The organism is Deinococcus maricopensis DSM 21211 (genome assembly GCF_000186385.1).
Lineage (GTDB): Bacteria > Deinococcota > Deinococci > Deinococcales > Deinococcaceae > Deinococcus_B > Deinococcus_B maricopensis.
The window spans coordinates 2,011,846-2,030,439 of sequence record NC_014958.1; the positions used below are offsets into that span (position 1 = coordinate 2,011,846).

Annotated in this window: 17 protein-coding genes; 8 read left to right on the forward strand and 9 right to left on the reverse strand. The window is 69.9% G+C overall.

What is annotated here, in order from left to right; translation table 11 throughout:
• Positions 1-39: 39 nt before the first annotated feature.
• A complete protein-coding gene (locus tag DEIMA_RS09415; RefSeq protein ID WP_013557021.1) occupies positions 40-564 on the reverse strand; it encodes a DUF4142 domain-containing protein in 525 nt (174 codons plus the stop codon).
• Between the two features lie 698 nt (positions 565-1,262).
• Here DEIMA_RS09415 and DEIMA_RS09420 point away from each other — a divergent pair.
• Positions 1,263-1,676, forward strand: coding sequence for an oxidoreductase (locus DEIMA_RS09420; protein ID WP_148234938.1), 414 nt, complete (start codon positions 1,263-1,265; stop codon positions 1,674-1,676).
• Between the two features lie 83 nt (positions 1,677-1,759).
• Here the strand turns inward: DEIMA_RS09420 and DEIMA_RS18255 are convergent, their stop codons facing one another.
• From DEIMA_RS18255 to pdxS, 7 genes are all read right to left on the reverse strand, one after another.
• A complete protein-coding gene (locus DEIMA_RS18255) occupies positions 1,760-1,921 on the reverse strand; it encodes a hypothetical protein (protein ID WP_013557022.1) in 162 nt (53 codons plus the stop codon).
• A gap of 39 nt (positions 1,922-1,960) precedes the next feature.
• A complete protein-coding gene (locus DEIMA_RS16935; RefSeq protein WP_013557023.1) occupies positions 1,961-2,878 on the reverse strand; it encodes a diacylglycerol/lipid kinase family protein in 918 nt (305 codons plus the stop codon).
• Between the two features lie 94 nt (positions 2,879-2,972).
• Positions 2,973-4,796 (reverse strand): oligoendopeptidase F, encoded by a 1,824-nt coding sequence (gene pepF, locus DEIMA_RS09430; RefSeq protein WP_013557024.1) that lies wholly within the window; start codon positions 4,794-4,796, stop codon positions 2,973-2,975.
• Positions 4,797-4,837: 41 nt separating this feature from the next.
• Positions 4,838-5,626, reverse strand: a complete 789-nt coding sequence (locus DEIMA_RS09435; RefSeq protein ID WP_013557025.1) for an alpha/beta fold hydrolase — start codon at positions 5,624-5,626, stop codon at positions 4,838-4,840.
• A complete protein-coding gene (locus DEIMA_RS09440) occupies positions 5,623-6,363 on the reverse strand; it encodes an alpha/beta fold hydrolase (RefSeq protein ID WP_013557026.1) in 741 nt (246 codons plus the stop codon). Before DEIMA_RS09440 ends, DEIMA_RS09435 begins: the two co-directional genes overlap by 4 nt.
• 162 nt (positions 6,364-6,525) lie before the next feature.
• Entirely contained in the window at positions 6,526-7,122 is a 597-nt protein-coding gene (gene pdxT, locus DEIMA_RS09445; RefSeq protein ID WP_013557027.1) for a pyridoxal 5'-phosphate synthase glutaminase subunit PdxT, read from the reverse strand.
• Positions 7,123-7,179: 57 nt separating this feature from the next.
• Positions 7,180-8,088: a pyridoxal 5'-phosphate synthase lyase subunit PdxS gene (gene pdxS, locus DEIMA_RS09450; protein ID WP_013557028.1), complete on the reverse strand. Its 909-nt coding sequence runs from the start codon at positions 8,086-8,088 to the stop codon at positions 7,180-7,182.
• A gap of 214 nt (positions 8,089-8,302) precedes the next feature.
• Here pdxS and DEIMA_RS09455 point away from each other — a divergent pair, with 214 nt between their 5' ends.
• A complete protein-coding gene (locus DEIMA_RS09455; protein ID WP_013557029.1) occupies positions 8,303-8,758 on the forward strand; it encodes a YbjN domain-containing protein in 456 nt (151 codons plus the stop codon).
• A gap of 146 nt (positions 8,759-8,904) precedes the next feature.
• A complete protein-coding gene (locus DEIMA_RS16940) occupies positions 8,905-10,680 on the forward strand; it encodes a diguanylate cyclase (protein WP_052303299.1) in 1,776 nt (591 codons plus the stop codon).
• A gap of 229 nt (positions 10,681-10,909) precedes the next feature.
• Here DEIMA_RS16940 and DEIMA_RS09465 read toward each other — a convergent pair whose 3' ends face one another.
• Positions 10,910-12,088 carry a PucR family transcriptional regulator gene (locus DEIMA_RS09465; protein ID WP_013557031.1) on the reverse strand — a complete coding sequence of 393 codons (1,179 nt, stop codon included), beginning with the start codon at positions 12,086-12,088 and terminating at the stop codon, positions 10,910-10,912.
• 156 nt (positions 12,089-12,244) lie between these two features.
• Here DEIMA_RS09465 and DEIMA_RS09470 point away from each other — a divergent pair, with 156 nt between their 5' ends.
• From DEIMA_RS09470 to DEIMA_RS09490, 5 genes are read left to right on the forward strand one after another with little or no spacing between them, the layout of a single operon-like run.
• On the forward strand, positions 12,245-13,027 hold the full coding sequence (locus DEIMA_RS09470) for a fumarylacetoacetate hydrolase family protein (protein WP_013557032.1): 783 nt from the start codon (positions 12,245-12,247) through the stop codon (positions 13,025-13,027).
• Positions 13,024-14,586 (forward strand): 5-carboxymethyl-2-hydroxymuconate semialdehyde dehydrogenase, encoded by a 1,563-nt coding sequence (gene hpaE, locus DEIMA_RS09475; RefSeq protein ID WP_013557033.1) that lies wholly within the window; start codon positions 13,024-13,026, stop codon positions 14,584-14,586. The genes DEIMA_RS09470 and hpaE overlap by 4 nt, the downstream gene beginning before the upstream one ends.
• 49 nt (positions 14,587-14,635) lie before the next feature.
• Positions 14,636-16,126 (forward strand): 4-hydroxyphenylacetate 3-monooxygenase, oxygenase component, encoded by a 1,491-nt coding sequence (hpaB, locus tag DEIMA_RS09480; RefSeq protein WP_013557034.1) that lies wholly within the window; start codon positions 14,636-14,638, stop codon positions 16,124-16,126.
• A complete protein-coding gene (gene hpaD / locus DEIMA_RS09485) occupies positions 16,119-17,087 on the forward strand; it encodes a 3,4-dihydroxyphenylacetate 2,3-dioxygenase (RefSeq protein ID WP_013557035.1) in 969 nt (322 codons plus the stop codon). Before hpaB ends, hpaD begins: the two co-directional genes overlap by 8 nt.
• Entirely contained in the window at positions 17,077-18,531 is a 1,455-nt protein-coding gene (locus DEIMA_RS09490) for an aldehyde dehydrogenase family protein (protein WP_013557036.1), read from the forward strand. The genes hpaD and DEIMA_RS09490 overlap by 11 nt, the downstream gene beginning before the upstream one ends.
• The last annotated feature ends 63 nt before the right edge of the window (positions 18,532-18,594 follow it).

The window sequence follows — 18,594 nt, forward strand, 5'->3', positions numbered from 1 at the left end:
ACGGCCCGGAGCTGGCCGGGCCGTTCCTGTGACTGCCCTTCAGGGCGTGGCGGGGGCCGCCGTCGCGCCCGGCAGGGTGCGCGCGTGCTCCAGGTGCTGCTGGATGATCGGCACCTGCGCCTGCGCGTACGCGCGCACGTCCGCGTCCTTGCCGGCGGTCAGTTCGTTCTGCTGCACGCTGAGGTTCAGCTGGTGGCTGACAACCTGCTCCTGCGCGTACGCCGCGTCGAACGCCGCGCCGGTCAGGCCGGACAGCGACGTCACTTTCAACTGCAGTTCCGGCGGCAGCTGCGTGGGGAGCGGCACACCGCGCGCCGCCGCCAGGGCCGTGAGCTGGTTCTGCGCGGTCGTGTGATCCGCGATCATCTGCTGCGCGAAAGCGCGCACCGCGTCCGAGGTGGAGTTCTTGAGCGCCACTTGCGACGACTGAATCTCAAACAGGTTCCCACCCGCCGCCGCCTGCATGTACAGGCCGTCCACCGTCGTGGCGTTCGGAGCCATCATCATGGGCGCGCAGGCGGCGAGGGTCAACGGGGCCAACAGGAACAACGCATGTTTCTTCATGGAACCTCCGGAGTGTCGGCGGGGCGCGGGTTTCTCGGCAGCCACGTCTCGCGTTCCAGCTTGCCCACGCCATTCGGACGTTAAGTAGGAAACGCGTGAACGCCCCTGGGGTTCCCCTCATGCCACGCTCTGAGGCCCAGCTGATGCCCTTAGGGCTGCTGTGACCCACCTCACATGCGCCACCCACGCGCGGTGCGGTCCGTGACCTGCGTGCGGAGCGTCGGTGGACACCCTTCTTGAGGGACGCGAGCATCGCCGCACGTCCGGTGGGGGCTGCGGTGCGCTGCGCCCGTGGTGCGGCGCGGAGTGGAGTGTCTAGTGCGACGGACCAGCAGAGCCGCCCCGCCTGAACGTGCTGCAGCATGCTGAGGAGCATCCCGAGGCGCTGCGCGCGCAATCGGAAGTCCGAACGCTGATCATGCGGGTTCACCGTCAGGTTCGTCAGCGGCAGCAGGCCGCTGCGGCGCGCGAACAACCTGCAGACGTCGGTATTCCGTCTGCAGGCAGCGCCAGACTGAGCATCATCACGTCGCGCCTGGCGCGGACCTCCTCTGGATGCAGGCGGGAACGCCCGACGTACAGGCATTCCCGCTTGGTCTGCTTGACGTGGATGAGCGGCAGGTGGGCCTGCGGGCGCGCAACAGCTGGACGGCGCGACTGGCGGACGTGGACACCGCGAGTTGTTGGAGATGCAGCTGGTGTACACCACCATGCCGCGCATGCTGTGCATTCAGCTGAAGCCGTTGCTGCGTTGGCCATTCGAGCGGCGATTCATCGTGAATGTGGGCGTCCTGGAAAGAGCCGCTCGCGCGGGCGCAGCACACCGACCAGACCCGCATACGAACAGGACCAAGGCGGCGCTGAATAGGCGGACACGCACCAGCGGCGCGGATTACGCCCGCGAGGGCATCTCCATGACCCGTATGGATACGGGCTTCACCCACGAGAATCCGCGTGCTGTTGCGGAGCGGATGGCCGCGGCGGAGTGCACCCCGCCGCTGGACGTGGATGATGGGGCGGCCAGGGTATACGACCCGGTCGTGCGCGGCCTGAATGAACCGGGTGTACCGACGTTCGGGGCGTTCCTGAAGGATGAGGAGCCATGCTCATAGCGACGCTGCAACCCCGGCGCTGAACGACGGGACCGGCAGCGCCGGAGCGGGCCTGACCCCGGCGCTGCCGGTACGGTGTGTATTCAGCTGTGGCCGGGGTCGCTGTCGTCGGTGGGTCGCCCGTGGGTGCCGGAGTCGCCGTCCTGCTGCTGGTCGTCAGAGACCGGGGTTTCGTCGCGGGTGCCTTCGTCGTTCGGTTGGCCCTGGGGGGTGTGGGCGTCGGGCGTGGTGTCCTGGTCGGTCATGTGGGGCCTCCTGCGCTGCCGGGCGGGCGAGCGGTGCCCTCACCTTCGGGGGTTGCGGGCGCGGATCGTTGTGAATGGGATGAACGGCCCTTGAGGGTGAGGGTCAGCGGCCACGACGCGCAGGGCACGGGCGCGCACCTCGACGTGCAGGGCGGGCGCGCTGAGCAGGTCCCCGTCGATGTTTGCGGTGAGGGGCGCGCCGTCGTGCGCGCGCAGGTGCAGCGTGCGGAACCGCTGGACGCGCAGCGCGCGGGTGTCACCGAACCACCAGCGCAGGCCGTGCAGGAGCAGGCCGAGGGGTGTGCGCCCGCGGACGCTCACGAGGACGAGCTGGCCGTCCTCGTAGTCCGCGCCGGGAATGCGGAGGCGGCGCGCGACGTCGTCGGCGTTCGCGAGGATGAGTTGCGCGGTGTGGAGGCGCAGGGGGCGTCCGTCGAGGGTGAGGTCGTACGTGCGGGGGCGTTCGCGGACCAGGGCGGGCAGGCCGACGAGCGGATACGCGAGCAGCCCCAGGCGGCGTTTGATGCCGCCCCGGAGGGCGCGGGCGACACCGCTGCTGACGCCGAGCGTGACGCTGTTCAGGAAGGCGCGGCCCTGCACGATGCCCACGTCGATGTCGCGGGTGCGGCCCTGCACGATGGCGCGGGCGAGGGCGCGCGGATGGCGGGGCACATGGAGGTTACGCGCGAAGGTGTTGCCGGTGCCGAGCGGCAGGACGGCGAGGGCGATGCCTGTGCCGGTGAGGGCGGTGGCGACGAGGCCGAGCGTGCCGTCTCCGCCGGCCGCGGCGATGACGCGCGCGCCGCGGCCGGCGGCGTGCGCGGCGAGGTCGTCAAGTTGGTCGTCGCGGGTGGCGGTGGTGAGGGTGGGGTGCAGGCCCGCGCGGAGGAACGCGTGGAGGTACGCGTGGACGCGCGTGGCGCGGCGCGCGGCGGGGTTCAGCAGGACGGGCAGCATCACTCCGGAATACGCGGCGGGCGCCACGGTCGTTGCGTGCCGCAGCGGAGGGGACGCCCGGGTTCGGGCGTCCCCTCCGCTGCGCGGGGCGACTTCAGGCGTTCTGGGTGTGGTTGCGGGCGGCGACGAGTTCTTCGAGGCGGCGGACGTACCCGTCGAGCACGGCGAAGGTCCGCTCGACCGCTTCGGGGGTGCGCATGTCCACGCCGGCCGCCTGCAGGGCGTCGAGCGGGTCGAGGCTGCCGCCGGCGCGCAGGAACGTCAGGTACGCTTCGCGGGCCGCATCGGGCTCGTCGTCGAAGCGGGCGCGCAGCTGATGCGCGGCGCTGATGCCGGTGGCGTACTGGAAGGTGTAGAAGTTGCTGTACAGGTGCGTGCTGAACTGCGCCCACATGATGCCACTCCGTTCGCGGTCCATGCGGACGGTGTCGCCGTACCCTTCGCTGAGCAGGTCCGCCATGAGGTCGTTCATGGTGGGGGCGCTGAGGGGCTTGCCGGCTTCGGCGCGCTGGTGCGTTTCGAGTTCGAAGCGCGCGAGGGTCGGCATGATGAAGAAGTACCGGTGGAAGTTGCTCATGGCCTCTTCGATGAGCGCCACCTCGAAGTCCGGGGTGATGTCCGTGCCGAACAGGTGGTGGCGGACCATCGCCTGGTTGAAGTTGCTGGCGACTTCCGCGGCGAACAGCGTGTAGCGGGCCTGCGGGGTGGGTTGCGTGCGGGAGGAGAGCAGGCTGTGCATGCTGTGCCCGATCTCGTGCGCGAGGGTGCTCATGCTGAACAGGCTGTCCTGCCAGCTCATGAAGATGTAGGGTTTCCCGCCGGGCAGGCCGGTGCTGTACGCGCCCTGGCGTTTGCCTTCGTTCGCGCCGTAGTCGACCCAGCGTTGCGTGGTGAGGCCGTCGCGCATGGTGCGGGTGTAGTCCTCGCCGAGCGGGGCCATGCCGTCGGTGATCCAGTCGACAGCCTGCGCGTACGTGACGCGGGGCGGGTTGGCGGTGAGTGGGGCCTTGACGTCGTACTCGCGGAGTTCCGGCAGGCCGAGCCATTTGGCGCGGGCGCGCCAGTAGCGGTGCCAGGTGGGCGTGTGCTGGCGGTACGTGTCGAGGAGGTTGTGGAACACCTCGGCGGGGAGGTGCAGCGGCGCGAGCGCGGCGCTCAGGCTGTCAGGGTAGTGGCGGGCGCGGGCGAGGAAGACGTCCTGGCGGAGACCGGTGGCGAGCGCGGCGGCGAGGCCGTGCTGCACGTTGAGGTGCGCGTCGGCGTAGCTCTCCCACGCTTCGCGGCGGGTGTCGCGGTCCGGGTGTTGCGTGAGGGCGTCGATGTTGCCCTGACCGATGGGAACGCGCACGCCGTCCTCAACGGTCGAGCCGAGGTCGAGGTCCATGTTCACGAGGGTGGGGTGAATGCCGCGCGCGCTCGCGAACGGCGTGCCGAGCTGCCCGAGCAGCTCCTCGACTTCGGCGCTGCGCACGTGCGGGCGTTCACGCCAGATGAGTTCCAGCGGGCGCGCGAACGCCTGGAGGTTCTCGCGTTCCAGCCAGGGGCGGACGGTGTCGGGGTTCAGGGCGAGCAGCTCGGGTTTCGCGAAGGCGGTCGCGGCGGCGTACTGCGCGAGGAGGCCCTGCGCGCGGTCGCGGCGCGCGGCCGCTTCGGGGTCGCGGCCGTCGGTGCTGGCGGACATGCTGGCGTACTGCATGAGTTTGCTGACGCGCAGGCGCGCGTCCTCCTGCGCGCTCAGGAACGCCGCGAGCGCTTCGGGGCCGCGGCCGAGCGTGCCGGCGTATGCCCGCAGGGCCTCAAGTGTGTCGGGCAGGGCGCTGGCGTCCGCGTCCCACGCTTCGGGCGTAGGGTAGATGGCTTCGATGTCCCAGGTGACGTCGCGCGGGAGGTCCGCGCGCGGGGGGAGTTGGTTGCTCATAGTGCGCGTACCATAACACCCGCGCCGCCCGGCGCAAGGGGTCAGTGCGGGTGGTCGCGCATGAACGCGACCGTGAGGGCGGCGACCTCGTCGGCGCGGCTGTCCATGATGGCGTGCGACCCGCCGGGGATCACGTGCGCGTGCGCGTGCGGCAGCAGTTCGCACAGCGTCTCGATGGTCCACGGGCGGATCACCGGGTCGCGTTCGCCTTTGAGGATCAGGACGGGGCACTGCACGCGCGGGATGAGCGGGCCGGTCATGTGGGCTTTCTGGTCGCGGGCGAGGGCGTAGATGCGGCGCAGGCCCGCGCGGACGTACGCGCCGGCCGCGCGCGGCCACAGCGCCGGGCGTTCCAGCGGAAGGTCCTGCAGGAACCGCAGTGCCTGCACGCGGACGCTGGGATTCTCGGGGATGCCGGTGGGGGCGAGCAGCACGAGGCGGGCGGGCAGGTCCGGCCAGCGCGCGGCGAGGTCGATGGCGACCTCGCCGCCGAGGGAGTGCCCGAGGACAGTGGCGCCCTGCAGGCCGCGCCCGGTCATCCACGTGGCGAGGTGGTCGGTGAGGTCCTCGATGCCGTGCGGGTACAGTGGCGCGCGGTCGAGCGGGCGGGGGCGGCCGCGACCGCGGCTGAGGCCGTGTCCGGGCGGGTCGTAGCGGACGACGCGGACGTGCTCGGCGAGGCACCCCGCGAGGCGGCGGTACATCCACGACGCGCAGCCGAGGCCGGGGACGATCACGACGGTGTCGGCGTTCCCGCCGTCGCCGCAGGTGGCGTCGTGGGTGAGGGTGCCGTGCACGCGCGTGAAGGTGCGGCGTTGCGGGGTGGTCACGCGGCGGGCACCTGCGCGGCGAGGAACGTGAGCACCTCGCGGTTGAAGTCGGCGGCGGCGTCGACCATGGCGACGTGCCCGGCGCGGGGGAACACGACGAACTGCGCGCCCTGAATGCCTTCGGACAGGGCCTTGCCGAGCGGCAGGGGCACGAGGGCGTCGCGCGCGCCCCACACGACGAGGGTCGGCACCTGAATGCGCGCGAGGAAGTCGGTGATGTCGTCCGCGAGGAGGCTGCGTGTGGCGCGCACGAGCGTGACAAGGCCGGCGCGGGCCGCGTCGAACATGATGGTGGGCAGGAAGTCGGCCTTGCCGGCAAGCGCGGCGCGCGGGAGGTGCAGCGCGACGCGCCACCAGTCGCCGCGCAGCAGGCCGCTCGCGCACACGAGGACGAGCGCGGCCACGCGGTCCGGGTGGCGGGCGGCGAGGTGCGCGCTGATGTGCCCGCCCATGCTGTGCCCGACCACGGCGGCGGGAGTGAGGTTTAGGCTGCCCATCCAGCGGGCGATCAGGTCGGCGCTTTCACGTACGCCGAGGGGCCGCTGGCGGCGGGCGCTGCCGAACCCCACGAGGTCCACGACGTACACGGTGTAGTGGGCCTGCAGGGCGTGGAGGTTGCGGCGCCACCATCGCCGGGAGCCGCTCAGGCCGTGGATGAGCAGCATGGGTGGGCCGCTGCCGTCCACGGTGTACGTGAGGCGATACGTTCCGTCGCGGTACTCGTGCCGCTCGTGCATACCGGCAGGATAGAGTGCGCGTCCGGGCGGGAACTTGAGGTGTTCTTGGTGATCGCGCATCTCCGCCCGGCGCCCGGGAAGGGCGGGGTGCTCCGTGGCCGTCAAAGGTGAGGGGCGCCGGGCGGAGATGCGCATCTTTGCCCGGCGCCCCTCACCTGCGGTTCAGGCGCTCTGCGCGAGCGTCAGGAAGTGGCGGTGCAGGGCGTCGCCGTCGCCGAGTTCCGGGTGGAAGCTGCAGGCGAGCAGGCGGCCCTGCTGCGCGAGGACGATGTCGTCGCCGTGGCGCGCGAGGACGTCCACGCCCTCCCCTGCCCGCTCAATGATGGGCGCGCGGATGAACACGGCGTGGACGGGTTCCGTCAGCCCCTGAACGTGCAGGTGCTCCTCGAAGGAGTCTACCTGGCGGCCGAAGGCGTTGCGGCGGACGGTGATGTCCATAAGGTCCAGGCCGGGTTGCACGCCGCCGAACTGTTTGGGCGCGCCGTGCACCTCGCGGGCGAGGAGGATGGCGCCGGCGCAGGTGCCCCAGAGGGCGCCGCCGCGTGCGTGGAAGTCGCGGATGGGGTTCCGGAGATCGTAGTCGACGAGGAGTTTGCCGATGGTGGTGCTTTCCCCGCCGGGGATGACGAGGCCGTGCAGGCCGTCAAGGTCGCGCGGCAGGCGCACTTCGGTAACGCGCGCGCCGAGGCGCTCCAGGGCGTGTTTGTGTTCGCGGAAGGCGCCTTGCAGGGCGAGGACGCCGACGTGGGGGGTGGTCATGGGGGCCTCCAAAGGCGCGGGAGCGGCATGCCGCTCCCGTGAGGTGGTGGGGTGGGGTTACCAGCCGCGTTCGGCGAGGCGTTCGCTGGGGATGAGGCTGTCGATGTTGATGCCGGTCATGGGCGCGCCGATGTCTTCGCTGATTTCCGCGAGGATGTCGGGGTTCTGGTAGTGCGTGACGGCCTTGACGATGGCGCGCGCGCGTTTCTCGATCTGGCCGAGGTCGCCGCCGCCGCTTTTGAAGATGCCGCTGCCGACGAACACGCCGTCGAGGCCGAGGTGCATCATGAGGGCCGCGTCGGCGGGCGTGGCGACGCCGCCGGCGGCGAAGTTCACGACGGGGAGCTTGCCGTGTTCGTGGACGTAGCGGACGAGTTCGTACGGCGCCTGCAGGTCGCGGGCGACGGTCATGAGTTCCTCGACGGGGCGGGCCTGGATGGCGCGGATTTCGCCGAGGACGGTGCGGGCGTGGCGGACGGCCTCGACGACGTTGCCGGTGCCCGCTTCGCCTTTGGTGCGGATCATGCTGGCGCCTTCGCCGACGCGGCGCAGGGCCTCACCGAGGTTCTTGGCGCCGTTCACGAAGGGGACGGTGAAGGCGTGTTTGTCGATGTGGTAGCTCTCGTCGGCGGGCGTGAGGACTTCGGATTCGTCGATGAAGTCGACGCCGAGCGCCTGGAGGATCTGCGCTTCGACAAAGTGGCCGATGCGGACTTTGGCCATGACGGGGATGCTGACCGCGCCGATGATTTCCTTGATCATCTTGGGGTCGCTCATGCGGGCGACGCCGCCGTCGACGCGGATGTCGGCGGGGACGCGTTCGAGGGCCATGACGGCGGTGGCGCCGGCGGCTTCGGCGATGCGGGCGTGTTCGGCGGTGACGACGTCCATGATGACGCCGCCTTTGAACATTTCGGCGAAGCCGGTTTTGACGCGGAGGGTGCCGGTGTGCGGGGTGGTGGTCATGGGGTCAGCGTACGCATGAACTGCCCCCATGAGTAGGGGCAGAATCTGGGGTCACATGGGGGCAGTTCTGGTGGGATGTGCGCGTGCCCTGCAGGTTTCCCGTAGTATGATCGTCCGGGCAATACGTTCAGAGCGGTTCGCGCGAAAGGCGTTCACGACAACTCTGAGTCGGGCGGTACGTCCGCCCGATCCGTTACACAGGAGGAACATTCACATGGCTGACACTGCACTGCTGACGCTGGAAACCATCGCCAAGTACCTGCGCGAGAAGGAAGTCCAGCTGGACATGGAAGAGAACAACGGCCAGCGCTTCATCCGCATGGGCTGGCGCTTCGAGATGGGCGACGCCGCCGTGCTGGTGAGCGTCAACGACGGCCCCAACAACACGAGCCGCCTGGAAGTCACCTGCGTGACCCAAAAGACCTACACCGAGCGCAAGGCCGAAGTCATGACGATGCTCAACGAGCGTAACCGCGAGCGCGCGTTCAGCCGCAGCATCGACAACGACGGGAACGTCTGGCTGGAGTACGTGGGCTTCTACCCCACGCTCACCGAGATGCCTCAGGAAACCTTCGACACGCTGTTCGGTGGCGTCCTGATGCACTTCCAGGATGACTACGCGTCGCTCGAAGGCTACGTGCCCGCGCAGGGCCAGCAGCCCCAGGCGTAAGCCGGTTGCCCTCCCCTGGTGGAGGGCATTCTCCTACCTCTATTAGTGAATAGTTTCACGATAATTCCTGCTCGTGAATAAAAACGTTGCTTTCAGAGCTCCACGTAAGCACGCTGTAAGCCGAAATTCGCCATAGTAGAGGCACCATGCCCGCGTCGCCCCCTCCTGACCTGCCTGCGCGCCTCCAGGCGATGCACCGTCAGGCCGCGGCCCTCCACACGCAGGACATGCACGCCGCGTGCGCCCTCAACACCGAAGCGCTCGCCCTCGCCGAACAGCACGGCACCCCCACCCAGATTGCCGACGCACTCCTCGCCACCGCCAGCTCCCTGCTGCTGCTCGGTGAATACGCCGCCGCCCGCCAGCACACCGACCGCGCCAACGCCCTGCTCGGCCCACACAGCAGCGCCGCGCAACGCGCGCGCGTCCTGCTCGTCCACGGCAAGATCGAAAGCGCCCAGGGCCGCTACCCCAGCAGCAGCGACGCCCTGCAACGCGCCCTCGCCCTCACGGAAACCAGCGGGCAGACCGAGCACCTCGGCGACATCCTCAACAACCTCGCCGTCAACGAACACCACCTCGGCCAGCGCGACGCCGCCCTGCAATTCTACCTGCGCGCCCTCGACCAGTACGAAGCGCAGGGCGACGAAACCGGCGCCGTCAAGGTCCTCGTCAACATCGGCGGCCTCGAAGAGGAACTCGAGCAGTACGACACCGCCCTGCGCCACCTGCGCGCCGCATACCAGCGGGCCCGCCGCGCCGGCAACGCCCGCAGCGCCGCCCTCGCCGTCGGCAACATCGCCTGCGTCCACCAGAGCCAGGGGCAGCACCGCCAGGCCATCCGGTACTTCCACCTCGCCATCCGCCTGCAGGAGCACCTGAACTACCGCAAAGGCGTCCTGGAACTCCACGCCTTCCTCGGCGCGTCGCACGCCGCCCTCGGCAACTTCGACACCGCTCACGCGTGCTTCGAACTGGCCCGCCGCCTCGCCGACGACCTCGGCGACCGGCGCATGCGCATCGAAATCCACCTGCGCGAAAGCCGCTCCCTGCTCGACGCCGGTCACCTCGACGACGCGCTCGGCACCCTCAACCGCGCCCTGCAGGACGCCACCGACGCGCACTACATCGTGCAGACGCACGCCGCCCACACGCTGCTGTGCGACCTGCACGAAGCGCGCCACGACCACCGCGCCGCCCTGCAGCACCTCAAGGCCGCGCGCGCCCTCGACCGGCACCTCAACACCGAAGCGCAGGAGCGGCGCCTCCAGGGCCTGCTGATCGAACACGACGTGAAACACACCCGCGAAATCGCGGAAGTGCAACAGCAGCTCAACGCGGAACTTAAGCGCAAGAACGACGCCCTCGAAGCTGCGTACCGCGAGCAGGAAGCGCTGCTGCAGCAACTCCGCTGGCAGGCGGAGGAACTCGCGCATCAGGCTCGCAGTGACGCGCTCACCGGCCTTCCGAACCGGCGGTGCTTCCTGGAACGCTTCGAGCAGGAACGCGCGCGCGCCGACCGCACCGGCGCGCCCATCGCCGTGGCCCTGATCGACATCGACTACTTCAAGCGCGTGAACGACGAACACTCGCACGCCATCGGCGACGCCGTCCTGTGCCGCATCGCTGAGCTCCTCACGCAGGGCGTCCGCGCCTCCGACACGGCCGCGCGCTACGGCGGGGAGGAATTCGCGCTGCTCATGCCCGACACGGACACGTACGGCGCGCGCCTGACCTGCGAACGCCTGCGCGTTGCCATCGCCGCGCACGACTGGTCCACGGTCCACCCGAACCTGCAGGTCACGCTGAGTATCGGGCTGCACGTGGCGCACGGCCCGGAAGGCGCGGAGCGGATGCTGGCCAGCGCGGATGCCCGCCTGTACCGCGCCAAGGCCCTCGGCCGGAACCGCGTCCAGGGCTGAGCACCCGAAAACCTGCGGCCCGTACCCGCTTGCGTACGTCAGTCCGTCAGGCCTGGCGTTCGGCACGCCGTGGACATGGGAAGAGGCGCCGACCCAGCTGACAGGCACGCTTCGCCGGCGCGTCTGTTGAGGGAATCGCCGGTATGCGGCGTGAGTCGAGGGGCTGATCGGCCGAGCGATGCGGAGGCGCCCGCCATAGCGGCGTCCTGGGGTGGCTGTCCCCGTGCGGCTACTCGTGGCCGAGGGCGAGGTAGAGGCGGGCAAGCGCGTCGGGGCGGCGCAGGTCCACGCCGAGGGCCTCTTCAGCGCGGCGCAGGCGGTAACGGAGGGTGTTCGGGTGGACGTTCAGGCGTTCCGCGAGGGCTGGGAGGGGGCCGGCGTGCGCGAGGTAGGCGCGGAGCGTGGCGGTGAGTTTCCCGTCGGCGTCGTGCGGGGCGAGGCGCGCGCGGACGTGGTCCCGCAGGGCGCCGGTGGCGTCGGTGTGCAGCAGGGCGTGCAGCGGGTCAAGGCGCGTGTAGGTGGTGTAGGCGCGCGGGGCGGTGGTGCCATCCAGCGCCTGCGACGCCTGCCGCAGCGCGGTGGGGGCGGCGGCGTACCCGGGGTGGCGGAGGCTCACGCCGAGGCGTACGTCTGCGGAGGTCGCGGCGAGGAGGGCGGCGTGGAGGTCGCGCGCTTCGCGTTCCGGGTCCAGGCTGTGCCAGAGCCAGACAGCGCGGTCCCGGCGCACGGTGGTGTACGCGGCGAGGCCGCGCTCCCGGAAGTACCCTTCTCCGGCGCCGGCGAGGACGTCGAGGGCGTGTTCGCGGGCTTCGCGGGCGCGCGTGGAGCGTGGGTACGGGGCGTGGAGGGCGAGGACCCCGACGGCGCACGGTTCACCTTCCTCATGGGCCTCGCCGCTCAGCAGCGCTTCGAGGAGGCGTTCGCCGACGCGGCGGCGCGCGGCACCGGCAGCGGCGGTCTGGAGGCGCGCGAGGCGCGCGAAGGGCGCGGCGAGGTGCAGAAGCGGCGTCCATTCTGCGGGGGCGGCGAGGCTGAGCGTGCCGACGTGGCGGCCTTCGTGTTCGAGACGGACGGCTTGCGGGGGACCGCCGGGCGTGCCGCTGAAGGCGATGATGTCGCCCCAGCTGGCGCGCACTTCGGCGTACCCGCCGCTTAGGCGTGCCAGGAGGTCGGCGAGGTCCCGTTCAGGGCGGGGGCTGTGGAGCGTGCCGGTGAGGGCGTGCAGCAGGTCCGGACTGCCAGGGGTGTGGAGGGTGGCGTGGGCGAGGATGGCGAGGGCGGCGTCGTGTACGCGGGCGTGGGGCAGGTGCGGGAGGGCGGCGAGCGCATCGGCGACGCTGTGCAGGGGGGCGTCCGGTTCGGTGAGTGGGAGGCCGAGGCGGCGGCGCAGGGTGTTGAACGTGGCCATTTGTCCAATGTTACAAAACGCTCGTTTGTTTTTGGTCAATCGTCCATTGCCGCCTGTCTGCGCCCCTCGGTACGCTCGGGACACGTCGGTCACAATCCCTGGTTCCTTTCGGAGGTTTCCCATGCTGCATGTCCTCTCCCCCTTCGGCGGCGCGCAATGAAGCACGCCCGCGTTCTCATTCATGGCCACGCGCAAGACGTCACCATTGACGGCGAGTTCGTCGTCACCGCCGGCGGTCACCGCTACCGCCACGACGACGTCACGTGGCTGCCGCCCGTGCAGACCGGCACCATCCTCGCGCTCGCGCTGAACTACGCCGACCACGCCACCGAACTCCAGCTCGACAAGCCCGAACAGCCCGCGCTGTTCGCCAAACTCCCGAATACCCTCGTGGGCCACCTCGGCACGGTCATCCGCCCGGCCGGCGTGCAGTACATGCACTACGAGAACGAGCTCGCCGTCATCATCGGCAAGCCCGCACGCCGCGTCAGCGTCGAGGACGCCATGGACCACGTGAAGGGCTACACCATCTTCAACGACCTCGTCGTGCGCGACTTCGTCATCAACCACTTCCGCCCGCCCATCAAACCGAAGAACTTCGACACCTTCGGCCCGATCGGCCCGTGGTGGGTGGACGCCGCGGACATCGCGGACCCGCACAACCTGAACATCACCACGTACGTGAACGGGGAGCTGCGGCAGGAAGGCAACACCCGCGACATGGTGTTCAACATCCCCGAGATCATCAGCTACGTCAGCCAGTTCATGACGCTGCGCGAAAACGACGTCATCTGCACCGGCACGCCCAAGGGCATCAGCCACATCCACCCCGGCGACGTCATGGAACTGCACATTGAGGGCATCGGGATGCTGCGCAACCGCGTGATCGCCGAGGAGGAACTCCTGGAAGGCGCGATGACGGCGGAGGTGGCGCGATGACTGCCACGATGGACAAGGCCTCGGAGCTGCGCGCCGCCCGCGCCCGCAGCGGCCTGAAGCACTTCATCGGCGGCGCGTGGGTGGACAGCGCGTCCGGTGAGACGTTCGAGACGCACGCGCCGAGCGACAACAGCGTCATCACGCACGCCGCGAGCGGCAACGCCGAGGACATCGACCGGGCCGCGCGCGCCGCGCACGACGCGTTCCCCGCCTGGCGCGCCCTGGACGGCAAGGCCCGCCGCAAGATTCTCTACAAGGTCGCGGCGCTCATCGAGGACCGCGCCGAGGAGATCGCCCTGCTCGAAAGCCTCGACACGGGCCAGCCGATCCGCTTCATGCGCAGCGCCGCCGCGCGCGCCGCCGAGAACTTCCGGTTCTTCGCGGACCGCGCGGAAGGCGCGCAGGACGGCCTGAGCCTCCCGGCAAAAGGCTTCCTGAACTACACGGTGCGCCAGCCCATCGGGCCGGTGGGCGTGATCACGCCGTGGAACACGCCGTTCATGCTGTCGTCGTGGAAGATCGCCCCGGCGCTCGCGGCGGGCTGCACCGTCGTGCACAAACCCGCCGAGTGGAGCCCCGTGACCGCCACGCTCCTCGCGGAAATCCTGGACGAAGCGGGCGTGCCCAAGGGCGTCGTGAACCTCGTGCACGGCTACGGCGAAACCGCCGGGAAAGCCCTGACGGAACACCCGCTCATCAAGGCCATCGCGTTCATCGGGGAGAGCAGCACCGGCAGCCTCATCCAGAAGCAGGGCGCCGACACCCTCAAACGCACGCACCTCGAACTCGGCGGGAAGAACCCCATGGTCGTCTTCGCGGACGCCGACCTCGACCGCGCGCTCGACGCGGCCGTGTTCATGCTGTACAGCCTGAACGGGCAGCGCTGCACGTCGTCGAGCCGCCTGCTGGTGGAGCGCGGTATCTACGAGGAGTTCGCGGCGGGCATTGCGGAACGCGTCGCGAACATCCGCGTGGGCGACCCGCTCGATCCGGACACCGAGGTCGGTCCGCTCATCCACCCGCGCCAGTTCGACAAGGTCTGCTCGTACTTCGACATTGCCCGCCAGGACGGCGCGACCGTCGCGGTCGGCGGGGAGCGCCTCGGGGACACCGGAAACTACGTGCGCCCCACGCTGTTCACGAACGCCCGCACGGACATGCGCATCGCGCAGGAGGAGATCTTCGGGCCGGTCCTGACGGTCATTCCCTTCGATGACGAAGCGGACGCGCTGCGCATCGCGAACGACGTGAAGTACGGCCTCGCCGGGTACCTGTGGACGAATGACGTCACCCGCGCGCACAACTTCGCGCAGGGCCTCGACGTGGGCATGGTGTGGGTGAACAGCGAGAACGTCCGCCACCTCCCCAGCCCGTTCGGCGGCATGAAGGCCAGCGGCATCGGCCGTGACGGCGGCGACTACAGCTTCGACTTCTACATGGAGACGAAGAACATCGCCGTGAACCTCGACGGGCACCGCGCGCAGAAGTTCGGCGTCGGCGAGCGCGGCAGCGCGAAACCCACCCTCGGCACCGCACCCGAGAAGAAACTCGCGGAATAACCCCCGACCGGGCCGCCCCGACGCGCGGGCGGCCCACAAAGGAGCACTTATGGGCGCACGTAATGGTCAGGCCTTCCTGGACCGCCTCCGCCAGCAGCCTCCCACGCTGTACGTGGACGGCGCGCGGGTCGAGGACCCCACCACCCACCCCGCCACGCGCAACATGGCGCGCAGCCTCGCCGGGCTGTACGACCTGCAATTTGACCCCATGCACCGCGACCTCCTCACGTACGAGGAGAACGGCGAGCGGTACGCGACGAGCTTCATGGTGCCGCGCACGCCCGAGGACCTCGCGAAGATCGGCGAGGCGCACCGCCTCCGCGCGAACTACGCCCTCGGCTTCCTGGGCCGCGCGCCCGACTACATGAACGCGAACGTCATGGCGGCCGGCATGGCTAGCGACTACTTCGAGGCGTGCGAGGGGAGCGGCGAGATCGGCTCGGGCCGCAACTTCGGCGAGAACATGCGCCGCTACTACGAGTACGTGCGCGATCACGACCTGTGCCTCACGCACGCGCTCACGAACCCGCAGGTGAACCGCGCGCGAATGGCGTCCGAACTGCCCGACCCGTACATCGCGCTCGGCATCGTGCGCGAAACGGAAGAAGGCGTCGTGGTGCGCGGCGCGCGCATGCTCGCCACGCTGCCCATCGCGGACGAGATCCTGATCTTCCCCTCCACCGTCATCAAGGAGAACGGCGATCGCAGCCGCTACGCCATCGGGTTCGGACTGCCCACGAACGCGCCCGGCCTGTCCTTCCAGTGCCGCGAGCCGTTCGACACCGGACGGGACGTGGAGGACCACCCGCTGTCCAGCCGCTTCGACGAGCAGGACGCCTTCGTGATCTTCGACGACGTGCTCGTGCCGTGGGAGCGCGTGTTCCTGATGTACGACATGAACCTCGCGAACCAGGCGTACGCGCGGACCGACGCGGTGCTGCACATGGCGTACCAGGTCGTGAACCTGAAAATCGCGAAGACCGAGGCGATGCTCGGCGTGGCGCAGAGCATCGTGAACACCATCGGCAGCGGACAGTTCCAGCACGTGCAGGGCAAGGTCAGCGAACTGATCCTCACGCTGGAGATCATGAAGGGCCTGGAGGTCGCCGCGCGGGCCGGCGCGACCGTGAACCAGTACGGCGTGCTCACACCCGCTCGCGGGCCGCTCGACGCCGCCCGCAACTACTACCCGAGCGTGTACCCGCGCCTGCAGGAAATCATTCAGCTGCTCGGCGCCAGCGGCATCATCATGATGCCCGGCAAGGCCGACCGCGAGGGTCCCATGGGCCCGTTCATCGAGAAGTACCTCCAGGCGGCAGGCGCCAACGCCGAGGAACGCCTGCGGCTATTCCGCCTCGCGTGGGACATGACGCTCTCCAGCTTCGGCGCGCGGCAGAACCTGTACGAGAAGCACTTCTTCGGCGACCCGATCCGCATGTCCTCGGCGCTGTACGAGAGTTACGACAAGCAGCCGTACGTGGACCGCATCAGCGCGTTCCTGAAGCGTGGCCAGACGGAACTGGTGGGCGCCGATGACTAAACCAAACGTTACGCGCATCGCGCACGGCGTGCTGTACGTCACGGACCTCGCTGCGTCCCGGCGTTTCTACGTGGACCTGCTGGGCCTGAACGTCCTGCACGAAACTGAAGGCGCCCTGTACCTGCGGGGCGTGGAGGACCGCGAGTGGACGCTGAAGCTGGAGCGCGCCCCCCAAGCGGGCGTGAAGCACCTCGCGTACCGCGTGCACGACGAAGCGGACCTCGACGCGCTGGTGGCGCTGGCCGAGGCGCAGGGCCTCCCCTACCGCTGGGAGGAGGAACTCGACCGCCCGCGCCTGCTGCGCATGCAGGACCCGTTCGGCGTGCCCGTGGCGTTCTACGCGCGGCCCGTCACGCACCCGTGGCTGCTGCAGGAGTACCACCTGCACCGCGGCCCCGGCATCGTCCGCGTGGACCACGTGAACGTCATGACGCCGAACGTGAAGGGCATGGTCGACTGGTACGGGGACGAACTCGGCTTCCGCCTGTCGGAGTACACCGAGGACGACCAGGGGCGCATGTGGGCCGCGTGGATTCAGCGGCGCGGCAGCGTGCACGACCTGGCGCTCACGAACGGGCGCGGGCCGCGGCTGCATCACTTCGCGTTCTGGATGCCGGACGCCATGAGCATCATCCGCACGTGCGACATCCTCGCGGGCGCGCGCCAGCCGGAAAGCATCGAGCGCGGCCCGGGGCGGCACGGCATCAGCAACGCGTTCTTCCTGTACATCCGCGACCCGGACGGGCACCGCATCGAGCTGTACACCAATGACTACGTGACCGTCGACCCGGACTTCCAGCCGATTCGCTGGTCCCTGAACGACCCGCGCCGCCAGACCCTCTGGGGCGCGAAGACGCCCCGCAGCTGGTTCGAGGAGGGCTCTGTGATGGAGGCCTTTGGCGGAGGGTGGGTGGGTGAGCGAGAATCCGACCTGGAGGGCTTACCCGTTCATGTCATCTGAAATCACCCGGCAGGAAACAACGGCGGCCATTGAAGTGGTCCCAAACGTCATCGCGGGCGAGGCCGTCACGACCGGCGCGCGCGAACAGGTCCTGAACCCGTACACGGGCGAGGTCCTGTACGAGGTGCCGCAGGCGGGCGAAGCGGAACTCCGACGCGCGCTGGACGCGGCGGTCGCCGCGTTCGCGGACGTGCGCCGCTGGCCCGCGCACCGCCGCGCCTCGTGCTTACGGGAGGCGTCGCGCCTCCTGCGGGAGCGCGCGGAGGACGTGGCCCTCACCATCGCGCGCGAAGCCGGGAAGCCCCTGAAAGCCGCGCGCGTCGAGGTGGGCCGCAGCGCCGAGAACCTGGCGTTCGCCGCGGACGCTGCCGCCGACCTCGCCGGTGAGGGCCTCCCGCTCGACGCGAGCGTGTACGGCGAGGGCCGCGTGGGCTTCACGGTCCGCGCGCCGCGCGGCGTGATCGCGGCGATCAGCCCGTTCAACTTCCCGCTGAACCTCGCGCTGCACAAGGTCGGTCCGGCCCTCGCGGGCGGGAACACGGTCATCCTGAAGCCCGCGCCGCAAACGCCGAAAACCGCCGTGATTCTCGCGCGCCTTCTGGTGGAGGCGGGCTTCCCACCCGGCGCGATCAGCGTCCTGCACGGCGGCGCGGACCTCGGGAACGCGCTGGTGACCGCGCCGGACGTGGCGATGGTGAGCTTCACCGGGAGCCCGCAGGTCGGGCAGGCCATCGCACGCGCGTGCGGCCTGAAGCCGGTGGTGCTGGAACTCGGGAACAACAGCGCGAACCTCGTGGACGAGCACGCCGACGTCGACGCCGCCGCGCGGCTGCTGGCGGTGGCGGGCTTCGCGTACGCCGGGCAGGTATGCATCCACCCGCAGCGCCTGATCATTCACGAACGCGTGTACGAGCAGTTCCGGGCGACGTTCCTCGAAGCCGTCGGGACACTGAAGGTCGGCGACCCGCTCGACGACACCACGGACGTCGGGCCGCTCATCAACGATGCGGGCGCCGCGCGCCTGAACGCCTGGGTGGACGAGGCCGTGAGCTTTGGCGGCACGCTCCTCGCCGGCGGGCACGCCGAGGGCCGCCTCATGCCGCCCACCGTGCTGGAGGACGTTCCGGAACACGCGCAGCTCGTGTGCAACGAGGCGTTCGGGCCGGTCGTCGTGCTGCAGCGTGTGGACAGCTGGACGGACGCCATCGACACCGCAAACCGCTCCCGGTTCGGGCTGCAGACGGGCGTGTTCAGCACGTACCTGCCGCACGTCCTCCAGGCCGTGCGGGACATCGAGGCGGGCGGCGTGATCGTGAACGACACGAGCGCGTTCCGCGTGGACCAGATGCCGTACGGTGGCGTGAAGGACAGCGGCGTGGGCCGGGAAGGCGCCCGCGCCGCCCTTGAGGAACTCACGTACGTGAGAAGCGTCGTCCTGCGCTGACACGCGACCCTTCCCGGCCGCTGACCTTCCCCGTCAGCGGCCGGGCATTGTACAAGGAGGCAG